Here is a 17,041-nt window from a genome sequence, read left to right as displayed (position 1 = left end):
CGCCATGCAGGTTTAAGATGACTTGTGATCAACCCCAGCGGCGCGGGTCTGCACCGGACATGCCGACCACTCGATAGCCTGTCTCCCGGAACAGCCGGATTTCGCCAGTCAAATTGTCGAGCGTCAGATCGCCATTGTGGGTTTTGACGACCAGCACCGCATGGCCCTGACCATCCCGCGTTTTGACATAGGCAACACGCAAGGCGCTTGGCGATACGCCAGCCCGGATGAGCTCATGGCGCTTGCTGACAACGTAGCTCTTGCAATCCCCCACACTTGGATTGACGCGCCAGACCTGTGCGAAAGGACTGTCGAGACGGGGACGGATGGCGCGGTTGACGCGCGCATTGACGCGGGTGAGGAGACGCATCACATCGTCATCGAGCGCAATTTTCTCCGTGCCTCCAGGCTGGCATTCGCGCGGATTAATGACGCAGAACACCTGGAAACTCTCTGGACCACGAGCGCTAACACGCTCCTGTATCACGATATTTGTCTGCCTGTTCGCAAAAGCTGTTTCAGCTGTGCCAAATAAGGCGACGGCGCTGACCGCGGCTGCAAAAACCATATTCTTCATATTGCCCATCCTTGGACTGATCCGATGGATGCAACTTGAACGAACCGATTTGCTGTCCTCTGTTGGAAGCACTTCAAATTTTATGAAAATTACTTGGACACAGAATTGCCAGCTTTACCGGAATTAACTACACAGCCAGTTATGCATGGCGCGCAAAGCGTCTTCACTCGCCGGACACTTGACAGTCAGGACGTCCGTCGTGTTTGCTAAATAAAGAATTAACACGAGGGTCATCCCATGATGCGAAATCTTGTACGGGTTTTGCTTATCTCAACTGCTCTGGTCGCCGCTCCGGTGTCCTCGGCTTTCGCTATTTCGCCTGCCGTTCAGACGCAGATCGACGCACTTCCAAATGCTGCTGCAGTCAACGCTGCCATCGCAGCACTTGAAGCCGCCGCTCTGAGCACTGCTCCTGACGCTGCTGCAGCCGCTGCTGTTGCCGCCCAGGCTCTGGCAACTGCACTCGGCCCGAACGCTGCCCTTCTGAGCACCATCGTTGTCGATGTTGCAGCTGACGTTGCTGCCGCAGGCGGCACTCCTGCCAGCATTCAGCGTATTACCACGGCAGCAGCCGCTGCCGGCATCTCGGTCGACACCGCTGCGGTTGTTGCTGCGGCCCAAGCCAACGGCATGACGTTTACGCAGGCTGATCTCACCGCAATCGGTGCCGTTGGCCCTGCAAACGATACTCCGGCTGGTGCACCGGCTGCTGGTGGTGGTGGCGGTGGTGGCACCGGTACTCCGGTCAGCCCAACCTGATCTGGCTCAATTCAATATTAAGGCCCCGCAATGCGGGGCCTTTTTTTATTCAAGCTTAAGAGTTTGATAATCCGAGTGAGCGGGCAGCCTAAGTAAATTGGGTGAGCCACATATGCGGCACACGAATTTCACATCGAAGCACGAGCGCTTGCAGCGGGAATGTCGCTACGACCCGGCCACTAGATTACTGACTTGCTATACTTGGCCCGGCGCTCGCATCCTGATCGTTGCCGCGAGGCCCAACGCTACGACCGCAACGAACAAGAACGTATTGGCCTGAATTTCGAGACTGAAATCGACCAAGGAGTGGACCGCACAGGTGATTATCGCCCCGATTGCTGCCAGCCTCGCCGGATTAAGAGTCGTACCCATCAACTGCGACCACAAGATCCTGCCAAAAAGAATGGCACTTGCGATCATCAGCAAAGAGCCCGCGGGAATGCCGAGTTCGGAGAAGAGCGCGAGATACGTATTGTGTGCCTTGTCCCAAAAGCCAACAAGGTCGAGTGGCGGACCAAAGAACGCAGGAAAAAAGAGCGAGAATGCGCCCCCACCATATCCCGTCCATGGCCGCGTCATGATGACATCCCATACTTGAACATAGAGGTTCATGCGCCCTTCGCTAGAACCCTCGATGTCAAGCCCGCGCTCAATTACGCCCTGTCCGAAGGTCCAGACGATCAAAAGGGACGCCGCAACAGCAATCGCTACAGCCGCCGGAATAAGCACCTTCCAGTGACGGTTCTGCTTGAGAACCAGCAGCAAGACGACGAAAGCTCCTAGTAACCCGGCGAACAGCCCCATCCTTGACTGGGTCGCAAGCAGGGCCACCATAATGACGAATAGTCCAGCAACGTGAAAGAAAAGCCGGAAAATCTTGTCCATCACTGTCTCATTCCGGGCCCTCTTGGCACTGATGATGCCTGGCAGCAGCGAAATTCCTACACTGAGCCCAATTGCAAGGAAGGTCGCGAACGAGTTTCGGTTAATAAAGGTCCCGGTTGCGACACCCATATAAGCAATTTTGGGTAAGCCTAGAATTGTATCACCGAACTGGGTCAACTGGATCAACGAAAACCCGGCATGGGCAACAATGCCCCAAAATAGAATCTTGATCATCAAGACGGAGCGGTTTTCTTTTGCGCCAGCTTGAAGGGCCAGCACGAAGAAAAGCCCGTACGTCGCTATTCTGATCAACATGAGCCATGTCGCGCCTGGCGCCGTACTGATTGTCTCCGAGGTAATTGTTCCTCCAGACAAGGCTATGGAGAACGGAGACAGGATAGCCCCGAAGGGCACAACCTGCACGACCAGCCACAGAAGCAAAAGGGCCCATAGGCCTACCGACCAGCCGATCTTGCTCAGCGGTATGCGCAAGCCCTCGCCATTCCGCGCAGCGGCAACGGAATAAACAAATGCCGCCGCGGCGACGACTAGCCCCCAGATCGCCCAAAAGAACGGCCGATTGCTGCCAAAGGGTATTGGCGACAAAACCACGACGAGGACCACCAGCGACCCTGCAAAATTATTGAGTCTGGTCATGAGCCTGTGCCCTGAGAAGAAACTGCACGGACAAAGGCACGTTGCAGGTTGGGCGGCGCCTTTTCGAGATTGGCCGTGATGTCTTCTCGAAAATCTGGATTGCCTGCATAACGTTGCGCCAGCCATTCACGCCCAGGTCCGGAATGGGCGAGCACGACGATATCCGCTCCAAGCTGGCTCTGCAGCTCGGGCGGTAGCGTGCTCCAGAACGGATAAGCAAGTGCTAGCCGCAGCGAGGCCATCGCCCACTGGTTTGCCGTGGTCAATTGTGATTGCGCCAGGGAGTGCTGGAAGTCCGCGCTTGCCCCGTCAAATGCTTGCGTTACAGCAAGCCCGAACCAAGCGTATGAAAAGAGCGGCGCATCGCGCAACAGTCCTTCAGCCAAAGACTGGCAACTGACACGGACCTTTTCGGTTTCTTCATTCAGCGCCGTGCCGACAAGTGGGAGAAGCGTTGCAACACAGTCGTCCAGGATAAGACGCTGCGCTTGAAGCGAGAGACCTGGATCAGGAGCGCCAGTGGCGAGAAAATCCAGTTTTTCCTGGGCGTTGTCACCACCAGCAAAGTAGGGAACAATTTCTCTGTATGCTGCGGTGGCAGAGCCTGCAAAAAGTGCCACCGCGACGATTAACGAAAGCCAAAGCCCCCACGCACGTGTCATAGACCCGTCTATCCCCCTCGAATCACCGTCACTTATATCAGATTTGCAATTAACCCCAGCGGCGCGGGTCGGAACCGGACATGCCGACGACGCGATAGCCCGTTTGACGGAAAAGCCTGATTTCGCCTGTGAGATTATCAAGCGTCAGATCGCCATTGTGGGTTTTAACGACGAGCACGGCGTGGCCTTGTCCATCGCGCGTCTTGACGTAAGCGATGCGTAGTGCGCTCGGCGAAAGGCCGGCGCGGATCAACTCGTGGCGCTTGCTGACTACATAGCTTTTGCAATCGCCAACGCTAGGATTGACTCGCCACACCTGGGCAAGCGGACTATCGAGACGAGGGCGAATAGCGCGATTTACGCGCGCATTGACACGGGTGAGCAGCCGCATCACGTCGTCATCAAGTGCGATCTTGGCATCGCCGCCTGGCTGACACTCACCTGGATTGATTGCGCAGAACACCTGGAAACTTTCTGGTCCTCGCGCACTCACGCGTTCCTGCACCACGATATTTGTCGGGCGATTGGCAAAGGCCATATCGACTGAACCGAACATAGCTACCGCGCTGACGACAGCTGCAAATACGACCTTCTTCATTTTGCCCATCCTTGGACTGATCCGATGGGAACAATTTGCCGGTTCGCTTTTGCTGCCTTCTCTCAAAATCACTTCAAATTTTACGAAAATTGCCATAATCAAGCGGCAAGTATCGCGCCGCGTTAATCTTGATGGCAGCCATGTCTTGAACGCACGAGACATTCCGTGCGATCTCTGTGATAGTTAGTAAAGAGTTAAGCGGCGTATAACGCTGGGGGCTAAGATGGACGGGACAGCCAACTTGGTAGATCGCGAAGCAATCGCCTTGCGCGACGACATCTCTTCAAGTGTCGTGACGCAACGCGAGAGTGCAGTTGAGTTGAATTGGAGCCCGTCGGTTCCGCGTGAACTGACGCGTACGCAAAATGGGCTTCCGGTGCAGTGGGTCGATAGCGCTCCCGCAGCGCCTGCATCGAGCTTTTCGCGCAGCGTTTCGCTCATTGTTAAGCGCTTGGTGGACATCGCGGGTGCTGGCGCAGGTCTTCTGTTCCTGGCCCCCCTTCTGATCATCGTGGCGCTGCTGATCAAGAATACCGACAAGGGTCCGGTCTTTTTCCGTCAGTCCCGCGTCGGTCTTGATGGCCGCGTTTTTCAGATCATGAAGTTCCGCTCCATGTATGCGGATCGGTGCGATGTCTCGGGAATCTCGCAGACGGTTGCGGACGACAAGCGCGTTACCCCAATTGGCGCCCTGATCCGAAAGACCAGCATTGACGAGCTGCCGCAGCTGATCAATGTCCTGCGTGGTGACATGTCGCTTGTCGGGCCGCGTCCGCACGTCGCTGGGATGCTCGCTGGCGGCATGGCCTACGAGGACCTGGTCCCTCACTATGGCTTCCGCCACCACGTCCGTCCAGGTCTGACCGGCTGGGCGCAGTGCCAAGGCCTGCGAGGCCCAACGGTTGATCGTTCCAAGGCGCTGCAGCGCGTTGGGCACGACTTCGCTTATGTGCAGAATTTCTCGCTCTGGCTTGATGCGAAGATCTTGGTGAAAACCGTAGCGTCCGAGCTGCTGAGTTCAACGGCTCACTAGACGGGCCAGTCAGCTGAGAACACTGGCAACCGCCTGGAAGACGGTCGTTGCGGCGGCGACAAGTGCGAGGACAAGCAGCCAGCTCGCGATGCCGAAGCCAAGAATGATCCAGAGGCGCGGGACATTCGCATGTCCGAAATGACCTTCAATTCCTGCACTGCGCTGCGACATCATATGGTCCTTCCGAAATTGGAAGTTTGGGCTACCACTTCATAAGACGCTTAGAGATTTAACGGTCGCTGTCACCGATCGTTGCAATTGGCTGCAATTTGTATGGACTGGCCGGCGCCCCAGCCGTGACATTCCCGTGCGAAGGGTTTAGGGAGCGCACTCCCTTTCCTGCCGCCATGCTAATGCCCCACCTCACCCTCCGCGGTTTTCTGTCCTTTCTTCTGACCCTCGTCCTTGCAGCGGCAGGTGGCGGATTGGCAAGCGCGGTCGGCTTGCCGGCGGGCTGGTTGATGGGTTCGGCGCTGGCCGTCACCATTGCTGCCATGGCGGGATTGCCGGTTCGCCTCCCCGATGGGCTTCGCAATGTCATCTTCATTCTCATCGGCATGTCGATGGGCGCGACGGTCTCGCCGGATAGTCTGTCCCTCCTCGCCAGCTGGCCGATCAGTCTTGCCGCCCTCGCGCTGGAGCTCGCTTTCATCATCGCAACGACAGGCTGGATGCTGACGCGCTTTTTCAAGCTCGATCCGGGAACGGCCTATCTCAGCTCCTTCCCCGGCCATCTGTCTTTCGTGATGGGGATAGCGGCGACGGGCGTCGGCGATGCCCGGCAAATCGTCATCATCCAGGTCATCCGCATCTTGATGCTGACCATCGCCGTGCCGATTGGGGCGACATTTCTGCCGATCGATCATTTCGAAATCAAGCAAGCCACAGCGTTCCTCGGCCCCTTGCAACTAGGCCTGTTGGCGCTGGGTTGCGCTGCCGTGGGCCTAGTGTTCATCCGGCTCAAAGTGCCCGCGGGCATGGTACTCGGCGCCATGGCGGCAGCCACCGCAGCCAAGCTTGGCGGACTTTATACCGAGGCCATTCCCCTGCCCCTCGTCGTTCTCACCTTCGTGCTGACCGGGGCAATGATCGGCTCGCGCTTCGTCGGCATCACCCGCAGCGAGTTCCTGGCCGCGGCCAAAGGCGGCGTGATCGCCACCGCCATGACCGTCGGGATCGTGACCCTAGTTGCATTCATCGTGTCCCAGCTTGTCGATATGCCGTTCGGCCAACTTTGGCTGGGGCTATCGCCCGGGGCGATCGAAGGCATGGGCGCCCTCGGCATTGCGCTCGGCTATGATACGGCCTTCATTGCTGCCCACCACGTTATTCGTCTGTTGATGCTGAGCGTCGCCATTCCTGTGGTCGTCGTGTTTATTCGACGCCATGAGCGCGCGCTGGCACAGCACCGCCACAATTGACCGGCATTTCATAGTCCAACGGAGATTACCATGATGCGCCCAATTGCCATTGCCTTCGGCTTTACTGCCCTAATGACCGCAGGAGCCTATGCTGCACCCTTTTGCATCGATAGCACCCGTGGCATCGAAGTCGCGCAAGGCTTCACGATCGGCGACGATTTCGATGAGGACGATCTCAACAACTTCGACCTGATGCAGCTTCGCCAATTGGGCATTGATGCCACCCGCGTCGAGCGTTGGAACGGTTGCATCCGCGCTTTCGTGAAGAAGGAAAGCGGCGTCGGCGAAGAGATGCAGTTTTTCCAGCCAGGCAGCTATCAGCGCGTCTACTAATTTTAGCCGGACTTACTCAGCCCTTGAGACCGTGAGCAGTTGCACCGGTTCAGCCGCGGGAACGGTGCGCAGCACGGTCGCCATTTCCGCGTCCAGTCCCACGGCCAGCCTGACATAGGCGTCCGTCGGGCACATCTGCCGCTGCGGATCAAAACCAATCCACCCCAGACGATCGTCGAAGGCTTCGGCCCAGGCGTGGAGAACTGCCGGCTCGTTGGTCTCGTTGGTCTCGTTGGTCTCGTTGAGGCGATAGCCGGTGACAAAACGCGCCGGAATATCGAGAGCACGCGCAGCGCCGATAAAAAGGTGCGCGTAGTCTGCCGCGGCAGGCAAAGTCTTTTGCTCGGTGGTCTGTGACTGGGACTGCCCGCCATCGGCCTGCATCTGCGTCTGCGCCGGGGTCTCGTCCGGAAGGCCGAGCATGTCACCGACGCGCGCCATCAGACTGTGAAGCACGTCGACACGGCTTTCCTTGGTTCCACGAAACGTCGCGACGAGCGCTGGCGGCGCCTTGGTTGCCGTCGTCAGGCGTCGATAGAGCGCCGGCACGGGTTCGCCCGCAGGGCGCCCGATCACGCCATGCGTGTCTCGCGTCGAGACCGTGCCGCGGACATGGATCGTGACCTCGTCTTCGGACCGGGGCTGATTGACGAGATGAGCGACATTGCCAAAGCCATCGACAAAGCGGCCGGCAGTTTCAAAACCCGCCATACCGATATCCCAGCGTTCGACGCTCTGTGTTGGTCCGCCGGGTGGCGTCAGCAGCAGGTGAAAAACCGATTGGAACGGCCCCGCGGGCGCGGTGAGGGTCAGCCTATGGTCAATGGCAAGGCGCATGACTTGGGCCTCAATAGAAGTTGTAGCTGGCCGAGAGTGTGTCGGTGACACGATTGTTCCGGGCGATGAACTCATCGAGAAATTCGTGGAGGCCATGGGCGAAAATCTTGTCCATGCTTGAATCCTCGACCATCGAGAGGAGGTCGTCGATCGCATCCTGGCACGCCTCCCGCCGTCCATAGAGTTTGGCGAGCAAATCGAGGTTCTGCTGCACGAAACGAGCGCAATAGACCAAAGAGCGCGGCATTTCCGGCCGGAGGATCAGGAAATCGGCGATGTTATGGGCCTTATAGCGGTCATGATAAACGTGGCCATAGGCGCGATGGGCCGAAGCAGCGCGGAGGATCAGCGTCCACTGCTGGATGTCGATCTCGCCTCCGACCAGGCTCGAACGCGGCAGCAGCACATAATATTTCATGTCGAGAATGCGGGCCGTATTGTCGGCGCGCTCGACGAAATTGCCGGCCTGGAGGAAGGCGAAGCCATCATCGCGGAGGATGGTGCCGAGGAGGGCGCCGCGGAATTCGTGGCTGCGCTGGCGCACCCATTGCAAAAGCCCGAGAAGCTTGGCGCCGCGGACGTCACGCGGCTTGATCTGCGAAAATTCGAGCCAAGCGCCGTTCATGCTTTCCCACATATCCGTCGTCAGCGCCGTGCGCACCGAGCGCGCATTGGTGCGGGCGGCTTGCAGGCACGAATAGACCGATGAGGGATTGGCTGGGTCGAACATCATGAAATGGGCGACGGTGTCGACATCGGCCACCTCGTGCTGCGCGGCAAAGGCCTCGTCCATCTCAGCGGCTTGCAGCATGGAGACCAGATGTTCGCTGGCCCCGCCTTCCCGACGGCTTGTCAGCGACATGCGGTAGCCCACTTCGAGGAGGCGGGCCATGTTTTCGGCGCGCTCGACATAGCGCGACATCCAGAAGAGATTTTGGGCGGTGCGTCCAAGCATGGTCATGGCGTCAGTCTTCCAAAACCCAGGTGTCCTTGGTGCCCCCGCCCTGGGAGGAATTGACCACGAGGGACCCTTTCTTGAGCGCCACACGCGTCAGGCCACCGGGCGTGATCCGCACCTCGTCGCCCACGAGCACATAGGGCCGCAAATCGACGTGGCGTGGGGCCACATCGCCGCTGATATGCGTGGGGCAAGTGGAGAGAGCCAGGGTTGGCTGCACGATGTAATTATCCGGCCGCGCGAGGATTTTCTTTTTGAATTCGGCGTGCTGGGCCTTGGTGGAGGTCGGTCCCACCATCATCCCATAGCCGCCCGAGCCGTGGACCTCCTTGACGACGAGATCGCCGATATTGTCGAGCACCCAGGCGCGCTGGTCAGCATCGGTGCAATTATAGGTTGGCACGTTATTGAGCAGCGCCTTTTCCCCGAGATAGAATTCGATGATCTCGGGCACATAGGTATAGACCGCCTTGTCGTCGGCGATCCCGGTGCCAGGCGCATTGACGAGCGTCACATTGCCCGCGCGATAGGCGTCGAACACACCCGGCACGCCCAGCATGGAATCGGGCTTGAAGGTCAGCGGATCGAGATAATCGTCGTCGATGCGGCGATAGATGACGTCGACGCGTTCCGGGCCGGTGGTCGTCCGCATATAGACTTTGCCGCCATCGACGAAGAGATCGTGCCCTTCGCAGAGCGCCGCACCCATCTGATCGGCAAGGAAGGAATGCTCAAAATAGGCGGAATTGTAGATGCCGGGCGTAAGGACGGCGATCACCGGATTGCTGCCGGCCCCTTCCGGCGCAACGCTCTGCAGCGTCCGGCGCAGGTTTTCGGGATAGTTCTCGACTGGGGCGACCTTGGAGCGCTGGAACAGGTCCGGCGCCAGGAGCATCATGGCTTCGCGGTCTTCGAGCATATAGGAGACGCCCGATGGCGTGCGCAGATTATCCTCGAGCACATAGAATTCGTCGACACCGACGCGAACGATATCGACGCCGATAATGTGCGCATAAACTCCGCGCGCGGGCTCCAGCCCCATCATCTGCGGACAGAAAGCTGCGTTGTTGAGGATCAGCTTTTCCGGAATGCGCCCGGCCTTCAAAATCTCTTGGCGGTGATAGACGTCATAGAGAAAGGCATTGAGCGCCTTGACGCGCTGCTCGATGCCCTTGCTGAGCTTGCGCCATTCATTGGCGGCTATGATGCGCGGAATGACATCGAAGGGAATGACCTTCTCGGTCCCCTCCTCCGAGCCATAGACGGCAAAGGTGATGCCGAGCTTGCGGAAGATCGCTTCCGCATCCGTCTGCATCAGCGCCAGGCCCCTGTCGGGCTGTTCGGCGAGCCATTCGCTGAGGGCTCGATAAGGTTCGCGGACCGTGCCGTCCGGATTGTACATTTCGTCGAACGGCGTCGTTTCGCCCATTATACTTCGCAAGTTTGATACGGCGTTCCCATCGCGCCAACCATTGCTACACGATTGTCGCCTGCCGTCCAGACAGTCATCTGGTGCACATGCCGCTTTTTAATGCAGGACTGGCTTGCGCAAATGGAGGGCAAGATGCTCTGATGCGCGCGGCTGATTTATCGCCCACCTGCCTTGCCTCTCGCGGCTGAGACGCTAGTCTCATATGACGAGAGGATATTTTTCATGACCATCGAGATTCTGCAGACCGGCCCCTTGCTTGCCTCTTGCGAGAAGGCGCTGGCTGAGCGCTACACCGTCCACAAGCTCCATGAGGTGTCCAACAAGGACGCTTGGCTCAAGGAAAACGGCGCCCGCATTCGTGCCCATGCCGGGTCCGGCGTGCAGAAGCCGTTGATGGACCAATTGCCCAATCTCGAAATCATCGCCAGCTTCGGCGTCGGCTATGACAATATCGACACCGCCACCGCCAAGGCCAAGAATATCCGCGTCACCAATACGCCCGACGTGCTCAACGACGCCGTCGCCGAATTGACCATTGGCCTCATGATTTCGCTCGCCCGTCGTATTCCGCATAGCGACCAGTTCGTTCGCCAGGGCAAATGGCCCTCCGGCAGTTTCGGCCTTTTTTCCGAACTCACCGGCAAGACCGTTGGCATTCTCGGCCTTGGCCGCATCGGCAAGGAAATCGCCACCCGCGCCCAGGCCATGAAGATGCGCGTCGTCTATTATGGCCGCAAGCAGCAGCCCGGCGTGCCGCACATCTATTACGACAATATTGAAGACATGGCGCGTGACAGCGATTGGCTCGTGGTCATTGCCCCCGGCGGCAAAAGCACCGATGGCATCGTCTCGCGAAGGGTCCTCGAAGCGCTCGGCCCCAAGGGCATGTTGGTCAATGTCGCCCGCGGCACGCTGATCGATGAACCGGCCATGGTCGAATTGCTACAAAATGGCGGCCTCGGCGGCGCGGCGCTCGACGTTTTCGTCGATGAACCAAAGGTGCCCGAAGCTCTGCTTGGTCTCGAAAACGTTGTGCTCTCGCCCCATCAGGGCAGCGCCACAAACCAGACCCGCGACGCCATGGGCGCGCTTCTCGTCGCCAATCTCGAACGGCACTTTGCCGGCGAACCACTGATTTCGGCAGTCGTCTGATGGCAGACGAAAGGATGGTGCGCGTCGCCGAGATCGAGGTCGATCCCGCGCAGCTCGATGCTTATCTCGCGTTTCTGACCGAGGAAATCGCCGCCTCGGTCGAGCGCGAGCCGGGCGTGCTCATGCTCCATGCGGTCGCGGACAAAACCGCGCCGCACAGCATCCGCATCCTCGAAGTCTATGCTTCGCGCGCGGCCTATGAAGCCCATATCGAGACGCCGCATTTCCGCAAATACAAGGAGGGCACGGCCGACATGGTCACAGCGCTACGCCTCGTCGATATGGACCCGATCATTCTCGCCGCGCGGTAATCCGTTAGAGAACGGCGACATAAATCCCATGCAGCTTGCCGCCGACCTCGACATTCTCGGCGAGCCGCCACCCGGCCCGCTCGAACAGTTGCCGCGCTTCCGCCGTCAGCGCATGCAGCCGCGAAAAACCGAGCCGCTTGGCCTCGACCTTGGCGCGGTCCAGCAAAGCCAATCCGACGCCATGCCGCCGCAAGGCCGGCTCGACGAGGAGGCCCCCAAGCCAGGGCGACCGTTCGGTCAACCCGCCAGACATGACCGTCAGCGCACACGTGCCGGCCAATTGCCCATCGGCAAAGGCGACGATCCCCAGGGGAAGGCGATTGCGCTCCAGCCGCTCGGTCAGATCCGCCCGTGCCGAAGCGCCGCGCGGATTGTACCAATCAGCCCATTCGCTCTCATAGAGATCGACAAGCGCGCTCATCGCCTCCGTGTGGTCGATCAGCAATCCTGTGGTGATGATCATGGGTCCGGCCTCTGGTTTATTCACTTTATCCCCGTGTCCTCGAACCGCTTTATGCTCTTGCCACCCAACCTCGCACGGACGGTCTGCAGACGACAGTAGCGAGGGGGCCTTGGCGCTGGATCGTCTCCGGTGCCCGTTCGGGATTGGCCGCCTTGCGACGAGCGATCAAAAAGGCGCTGTGACTCCTGTCCGAAAAAGGGCATCCCGGAGCGGTCTCCGCTTCATCTCTCAAAAAAATCTCAGAAGCGAATGCCGCTCCGGGATCCGTCCATCGCAAAACCGGAAGCCTTGGCGCTATCCGGCAAAAAAGCATGCCCCAATTGCACCATCCTGCCACAGACGGCCATTAACAGCGTCACGCGAACCCGCTAGCCTTCGGGTGATTTGGCCTCGGGCCGACATGGAGCTTTGACAATGACGGAATGGTGGCGCGGCGGAGTGATCTATCAGGTCTATCCGCGTTCGTTTCAGGACAGCAATGGCGACGGCATCGGCGACTTGCCCGGCATCATCGACCGGCTCGACCATATCGCCAGCCTGGGCGTCGATTGCATCTGGCTCTCGCCGATCAATTCCTCGCCCCAGGCCGATATGGGCTATGACGTCTCGGACTATATGCAGGTCGATCCCCTGTTCGGCTCCTTGCAGGATTTCGACGTCCTGATTGATCGCGCCCATGCCCTTGGCATCAAGGTCATCATGGACCAGGTCGTCAGCCACACCTCGGACCAGCATCCGTGGTTCCGCGAATCCTGCTTCTCAAAGGATAATGCGCGCGCCGATTGGTATGTCTGGGCCGATGCCAATCCCGATGGGACTCCGCCCAACAACTGGCTCTCGGTCTTCGGTGGCTCGGCTTGGGAATGGCATACGGCGCGCAAGCAATATTACCTGCACAATTTCCTCACCTCCCAGCCCGACCTCAACTACCACAATCCCAAGGTGCAGGATGCCGTGCTCGACGTCATGCGCTTCTGGCTCGATCGCGGCCTTGATGGCTTCCGTCTCGACACGGTCAATTACTATTTCCATGATGCGCAATTGCGCTCGAACCCGCCGCTCAAGTCGCTCAATGGCAAGCCGGCGGTGAACCCCTATGACATGCAGAGCCATCAGTTTTCCAAGAGCCAGCCGGAAAACGTCGCCTGGCTCAAGCGCGTGCGCGATCTGCTCAACGACTACCCCAACGCTACGACCGTCGGCGAGGTGGGCGACGACGAGCGCGGTCTCGAATTGATGCGCCAATATACGTCCGGCAGCGACCTGCTGCACATGTGCTATTCGTTCGACTTCCTCGGTGTAAAGTTCAGCGCCGCCCACTTCCGCTCGAAGATCGAGGCCTTCTTTGCCGATAACAGCACCGGCTGGCCCTGCTGGAGCTTTTCCAACCACGACGTCATTCGCCACATGACCCGCTGGGCGCCACATAGCGTCTCGCCGGCCGACCTGTCGCGCCAGGCCGTGGCGCTGATCATGACACTCAAGGGCTCGGTTGGCCTCTATCAGGGCGAAGAGCTTGGTCTCCAGGAAGCCGACATTCTTTATGAGGAGCTGACCGATCCGCGTGGCATCCGCTTCTGGCCCGAGGACAAGGGCCGCGATGGTTGCCGCACGCCGATGCCCTGGCAGCACGCCATGAACCATGCCGGCTTCACGACCGGCACACCCTGGCTGCCCGTCAAACACGCCGCCGCAGCGCTCAGTGTCGAAACACAGAATGCCGACCCCAATTCGACGCTGCAATTTTATCGTGAGATTATCGCCTGGCGCAAAGGCCAGCCGGCGCTCCTCACCGGCTCGATCGAATTTTTCGAGACAGACGAACCCGTCCTCGCCTACCGGCGCTCGGCCGGCAACAAGGACATCATCTGCGTGTTCAATCTTTCGGCCGAAGAGCGGGTCATCACCATGGCTGGCACAGCGGTTGAGCTCGAGGCGGTGAGCCACAATGCGGTGTTCGAGGGCAAGGCCCTGACACTGGGGCCGAATGGCTATGCGCTGGTCGAGGCGCCCGCGGGTGAGGGCAAGGTAAGTTATCGGGCCGCAAACCCGGTAGAGGTCACCCCCTCCTAACCTCCCCCATCAAGGGGGAGGTATTGCATCCAGTGCCTGGCACGGTCTAAGCCAAACTCACCAGCGCAGCACCTCCCCCTCGATGGGGGAGGTTGGGAGGGGGTGTCGTGCGCCACCATTTCTAAGCCCTAATCAGACCTAAACCCGCTCCCCCTTCCAAGCCAAGAGCCGCAACGCATTCGCCGTCACCAGCAGCGTCGCCCCGGTATCGGCCAGGATCGCCGGCCACAACCCGGTAACGCCAATAATCGTCGTCACCAGAAACACCGCCTTCAGCCCCAGCGCGATCGTGATGTTCTGGCCGATATTGGCCATTGTCGCCCGCGAAATCCGGATCAGGTTAGCGACGTCGATCACGCGGCCATGCAGCACCGCCGCATCGGCCGTTTCGAGCGCCACATCGGTCCCGCCGCCCATGGCAATGCCGATATCGGCAGCCGCAATCGCCGGCGCGTCGTTGATGCCATCGCCGACCTTGGCGACGATCTTGCCATCGGCCTTGAGACCCGAAACGATACGCTGCTTATCCTCGGGCAGCAGTTCGGCCTTAACATCGATCCCAAGATCAGCCCCGATAGCCCGAGCAGTACGCGCATTGTCCCCTGTCAGCATGACCACATCGGCGCCCAGCGTCTTGAGCGCAGCAAGCCCCGCCCGTGCGTCATCCCTTGGTTCGTCCCGCATGGCGATGAGCCCCGCCAACGCGCCGCCCGCAATAAGGACGGAAACGGTCTTGCCCTCATCATTGAGCTGGCCGATCCGCGCCAGGAAATCGTCAGGTAGCGGTGCGCGATCGGCCGCCGCCTTGGGTGAACCGAGGAACAGCTCCACGCCATCGAGCGTGCCGATCACACCCTTGCCGCCCAGCGCACTTGCATTGCTGGCGGCGATCGGCTCGACACCGTCAGCCTTTGCCTTGGCAAGGATCGCCGTCGCCAATGGATGGCTGGAGCCGACTTCCAGCGCTGCGGCAAGGCGCAGAAGCTCAGGCTCGGAACGGCCCACCGCCAAGACATCCGTCACCTGCGGCCGGCCTTCGGTCAGTGTACCGGTCTTGTCGAGCGCGACCATGTTGATCTTGCCCAATTGTTCGAGCACCACGCCGCCCTTCATGAGCAGGCCCTGCCGCGCGCCGGCCGACAGCGCTGCGGCAATCGCAGCGGGGGTGGAGATCACCAGCGCACAGGGGCAACCGATGAGGAGAATGGCGAGGCCCTTATAGATCCACTCATCCCAGGATGCGCCGGTGACAAGCGGCGGCAGAACGGCAATCAGCGCACCGGCGAGCAGCACGCCCGGCGTATAATAACGGGAGAAGCGATCGATGAACCGCTCCGTCGGGGCCTTGGATTCCTGGGCTTCTTCGACCAGCGACACGATGCGAGCAATGGTATTGTCTGCCGCCGCCGCGGTGACCTTGATGCGCAAGGCGCCATCCTGGTTGACGGTGCCAGCAAAGACGGAATCGTCCGGGCCTTTGTTCTTCGGCACGCTCTCTCCGGTGACAGGCGCCTCGTCTACCGAACCTTCGCCCGACAGCACGACGCCGTCGGCTGGAATACGATCGCCGGGACGGACGAGAACAGTGTCGCCCACTGCAAGCTCTGCCGCATCCACTTCGCTGACGCGGCCATCCACCTCGCGCTGCGCGCGGCGCGGCACGAGATCGGCCAAGGCCCTGATACTGGCGCGCGCCCGGCCCGTCGCGATGCCCTCCAGCAATTCACCGACGAGAAAGAGGAGAACGACAATCGCCGCCTCTTCCGCCGCATCGATGAACACGGCGCCGACGGCCGCCACCGTCATCAGCGTTTCAATGGAAAACGGGCTGCCATTAATGGCGCCTTGGAAGGCGCGGCGCGCGATCGGGATCAGGCCGACCAGCATGGCGAGAATGAAAAGCGGCGTATGCCAACCAGGCATAAAAATTTCGAGCGCGAAGGCAGCAACGACCGCTACAGCACTAAACAGCGTCAACCGCGCCTTGCCGGTTTGCCACCAAGGGCCGGTCTCGGCGCCATGGTCATGGCCGTGCATGCCGGCCAAGGCATCAGGGGCTTTTTCGCTGTGGTCATGATCATGGTCGTGATCGTGCGCATGATCATGGGTCGGCTGCGGTGCCTGACGGCCGGGCGCCAGTGGCGAAACGCGATAGCCAAGATCGCTGACTTTCTTCTGCACCTGATCGAGATCAGCCCCCTTGTGCCCAACCGTCATTGTGCCCGCGACAACGGACACGGAGACATCATCCACACCCGGCAGGCGGCGCACGGCGGTGTCGATCTTGCTGGCACAACTGGCGCAATCCATGCCCTCGACACGGAAGCGTGTGGTGGTTTCCTCTGCGCTCATTTAGCCAGCTCCTTGCAAATCATTGAAACCGGCGTACATCCTCTAGTGACTAGAGGAGCAAGCGGAAAATGAGCCAAGGCATCACAATTGGAAACGTCTCCAGCGCGAGCGGGGTCAAGGTGCCAACCATCCGCTACTATGAGCAGATCGGCCTCCTGCCCTGCCCTCCCCGCACGGAGGGCAATCGCCGAAGCTATGACGCGACGGATCTTGAACGCCTGACCTTCATCCGCCATTCGCGCGAACTCGGCTTCGAGATCGACGAAATCCGCACTCTTCTGTCGCTACAGGACCAGCCGAACGTCTCCTGCGAAGAGGCAGACCAGATCGCCAGCAAGCATCTCGTCGACGTCAAGCAGAAGATCGCAAGCCTAACGGCGCTGCAGCACGAGTTGGAAAGAATGGTTGAGGGGTGCTCGCATGGCCGGGTCGAGACCTGCAAGGTGATCGATATTCTGGCCGACCACGGCAAATGCCGGTTTCACGCCGACCATGCCCCGCACCTCTGATATGTGGGGTGCAAGGCTCTTGCTTCAAG

At 59.8% G+C, this 17,041-nt stretch carries 18 protein-coding genes; 8 read left to right on the top strand and 10 right to left on the bottom strand.

Features of this window, described 5'->3' with window-relative positions:
* Positions 1 to 28 precede the first annotated feature (28 nt).
* Positions 29 to 577: a transglutaminase-like cysteine peptidase gene (locus DevBK_RS17885; protein ID WP_162243250.1), complete on the bottom strand. Its 549-nt coding sequence runs from the start codon at positions 575 to 577 to the stop codon at positions 29 to 31.
* A gap of 237 nt (positions 578 to 814) precedes the next feature.
* Between DevBK_RS17885 and DevBK_RS17880 the strand changes: the two genes are divergently transcribed.
* Positions 815 to 1,336: a hypothetical protein gene (locus tag DevBK_RS17880; protein WP_317186419.1), complete on the top strand. Its 522-nt coding sequence runs from the start codon at positions 815 to 817 to the stop codon at positions 1,334 to 1,336.
* A gap of 195 nt (positions 1,337 to 1,531) precedes the next feature.
* On the opposite strand, the gene DevBK_RS17875 is transcribed toward DevBK_RS17880, so the two are convergent.
* From DevBK_RS17875 to DevBK_RS17865, 3 genes are read right to left on the bottom strand one after another with little or no spacing between them, the layout of a single operon-like run.
* On the bottom strand, positions 1,532 to 2,878 hold the full coding sequence (locus DevBK_RS17875; protein ID WP_317186418.1) for an O-antigen ligase family protein: 1,347 nt from the start codon (positions 2,876 to 2,878) through the stop codon (positions 1,532 to 1,534).
* Complete coding sequence (locus DevBK_RS17870) at positions 2,875 to 3,540, bottom strand: hypothetical protein (protein WP_317186417.1); 666 nt, start codon at positions 3,538 to 3,540, stop codon at positions 2,875 to 2,877. The genes DevBK_RS17875 and DevBK_RS17870 overlap by 4 nt, the downstream gene beginning before the upstream one ends.
* A gap of 49 nt (positions 3,541 to 3,589) precedes the next feature.
* Complete coding sequence (locus tag DevBK_RS17865; RefSeq protein WP_317186416.1) at positions 3,590 to 4,138, bottom strand: transglutaminase-like cysteine peptidase; 549 nt, start codon at positions 4,136 to 4,138, stop codon at positions 3,590 to 3,592.
* Positions 4,139 to 4,361: 223 nt separating this feature from the next.
* Here DevBK_RS17865 and DevBK_RS17860 point away from each other — a divergent pair, with 223 nt between their 5' ends.
* Positions 4,362 to 5,171: a sugar transferase gene (locus tag DevBK_RS17860; protein ID WP_317186415.1), complete on the top strand. Its 810-nt coding sequence runs from the start codon at positions 4,362 to 4,364 to the stop codon at positions 5,169 to 5,171.
* A gap of 9 nt (positions 5,172 to 5,180) precedes the next feature.
* Here DevBK_RS17860 and DevBK_RS17855 read toward each other — a convergent pair whose 3' ends face one another.
* Positions 5,181 to 5,342: a hypothetical protein gene (locus DevBK_RS17855; protein ID WP_317186414.1), complete on the bottom strand. Its 162-nt coding sequence runs from the start codon at positions 5,340 to 5,342 to the stop codon at positions 5,181 to 5,183.
* 182 nt (positions 5,343 to 5,524) lie between these two features.
* Here DevBK_RS17855 and DevBK_RS17850 point away from each other — a divergent pair, with 182 nt between their 5' ends.
* Both DevBK_RS17850 and DevBK_RS17845 read left to right on the top strand, forming a co-directional pair.
* Entirely contained in the window at positions 5,525 to 6,592 is a 1,068-nt protein-coding gene (locus tag DevBK_RS17850) for an AbrB family transcriptional regulator (RefSeq protein ID WP_317186413.1), read from the top strand.
* Positions 6,593 to 6,622: 30 nt separating this feature from the next.
* Positions 6,623 to 6,925: a hypothetical protein gene (locus DevBK_RS17845; protein ID WP_062629748.1), complete on the top strand. Its 303-nt coding sequence runs from the start codon at positions 6,623 to 6,625 to the stop codon at positions 6,923 to 6,925.
* Between the two features lie 12 nt (positions 6,926 to 6,937).
* Here DevBK_RS17845 and DevBK_RS17840 read toward each other — a convergent pair whose 3' ends face one another.
* From DevBK_RS17840 to DevBK_RS17830, 3 genes are read right to left on the bottom strand one after another with little or no spacing between them, the layout of a single operon-like run.
* Positions 6,938 to 7,762 carry a transglutaminase family protein gene (locus tag DevBK_RS17840; protein WP_317186412.1) on the bottom strand — a complete coding sequence of 275 codons (825 nt, stop codon included), beginning with the start codon at positions 7,760 to 7,762 and terminating at the stop codon, positions 6,938 to 6,940.
* 10 nt (positions 7,763 to 7,772) lie between these two features.
* The gene (locus DevBK_RS17835; RefSeq protein WP_244487086.1) at positions 7,773 to 8,723 is read right to left on the bottom strand and encodes an alpha-E domain-containing protein; all 951 of its coding nucleotides are present in this window, start codon (positions 8,721 to 8,723) and stop codon (positions 7,773 to 7,775) included.
* Positions 8,724 to 8,727: 4 nt separating this feature from the next.
* Positions 8,728 to 10,149 (bottom strand): circularly permuted type 2 ATP-grasp protein, encoded by a 1,422-nt coding sequence (locus DevBK_RS17830; RefSeq protein ID WP_062629750.1) that lies wholly within the window; start codon positions 10,147 to 10,149, stop codon positions 8,728 to 8,730.
* Between the two features lie 225 nt (positions 10,150 to 10,374).
* Here DevBK_RS17830 and DevBK_RS17825 point away from each other — a divergent pair, with 225 nt between their 5' ends.
* Positions 10,375 to 11,304, top strand: a complete 930-nt coding sequence (locus DevBK_RS17825) for a 2-hydroxyacid dehydrogenase (RefSeq protein ID WP_317186411.1) — start codon at positions 10,375 to 10,377, stop codon at positions 11,302 to 11,304.
* The gene (locus tag DevBK_RS17820) at positions 11,304 to 11,615 is read left to right on the top strand and encodes a putative quinol monooxygenase (protein WP_061909012.1); all 312 of its coding nucleotides are present in this window, start codon (positions 11,304 to 11,306) and stop codon (positions 11,613 to 11,615) included. Before DevBK_RS17825 ends, DevBK_RS17820 begins: the two co-directional genes overlap by 1 nt.
* A 4-nt stretch (positions 11,616 to 11,619) precedes the next feature.
* On the opposite strand, the gene DevBK_RS17815 is transcribed toward DevBK_RS17820, so the two are convergent.
* Positions 11,620 to 12,078: a GNAT family N-acetyltransferase gene (locus tag DevBK_RS17815; RefSeq protein ID WP_317186410.1), complete on the bottom strand. Its 459-nt coding sequence runs from the start codon at positions 12,076 to 12,078 to the stop codon at positions 11,620 to 11,622.
* Positions 12,079 to 12,492: 414 nt separating this feature from the next.
* Between DevBK_RS17815 and DevBK_RS17810 the strand changes: the two genes are divergently transcribed.
* Entirely contained in the window at positions 12,493 to 14,151 is a 1,659-nt protein-coding gene (locus DevBK_RS17810) for an alpha-glucosidase family protein (protein ID WP_317186409.1), read from the top strand.
* Positions 14,152 to 14,289: 138 nt separating this feature from the next.
* On the opposite strand, the gene DevBK_RS17805 is transcribed toward DevBK_RS17810, so the two are convergent.
* Positions 14,290 to 16,503 carry a heavy metal translocating P-type ATPase gene (locus DevBK_RS17805; protein WP_317186408.1) on the bottom strand — a complete coding sequence of 738 codons (2,214 nt, stop codon included), beginning with the start codon at positions 16,501 to 16,503 and terminating at the stop codon, positions 14,290 to 14,292.
* Between the two features lie 68 nt (positions 16,504 to 16,571).
* Here DevBK_RS17805 and DevBK_RS17800 point away from each other — a divergent pair, with 68 nt between their 5' ends.
* Positions 16,572 to 17,012, top strand: a complete 441-nt coding sequence (locus DevBK_RS17800) for a helix-turn-helix domain-containing protein (protein WP_317186407.1) — start codon at positions 16,572 to 16,574, stop codon at positions 17,010 to 17,012.
* Positions 17,013 to 17,041 lie beyond the last annotated feature (29 nt).

This window comes from Devosia sp. BK (assembly GCF_032907385.1).
Classification (GTDB): Bacteria; Pseudomonadota; Alphaproteobacteria; order Rhizobiales; family Devosiaceae; genus Devosia.
The sequence above is the reverse complement of the archived record's forward strand: the minus strand, read 5'-3'. Positions and strand labels throughout refer to the sequence as shown.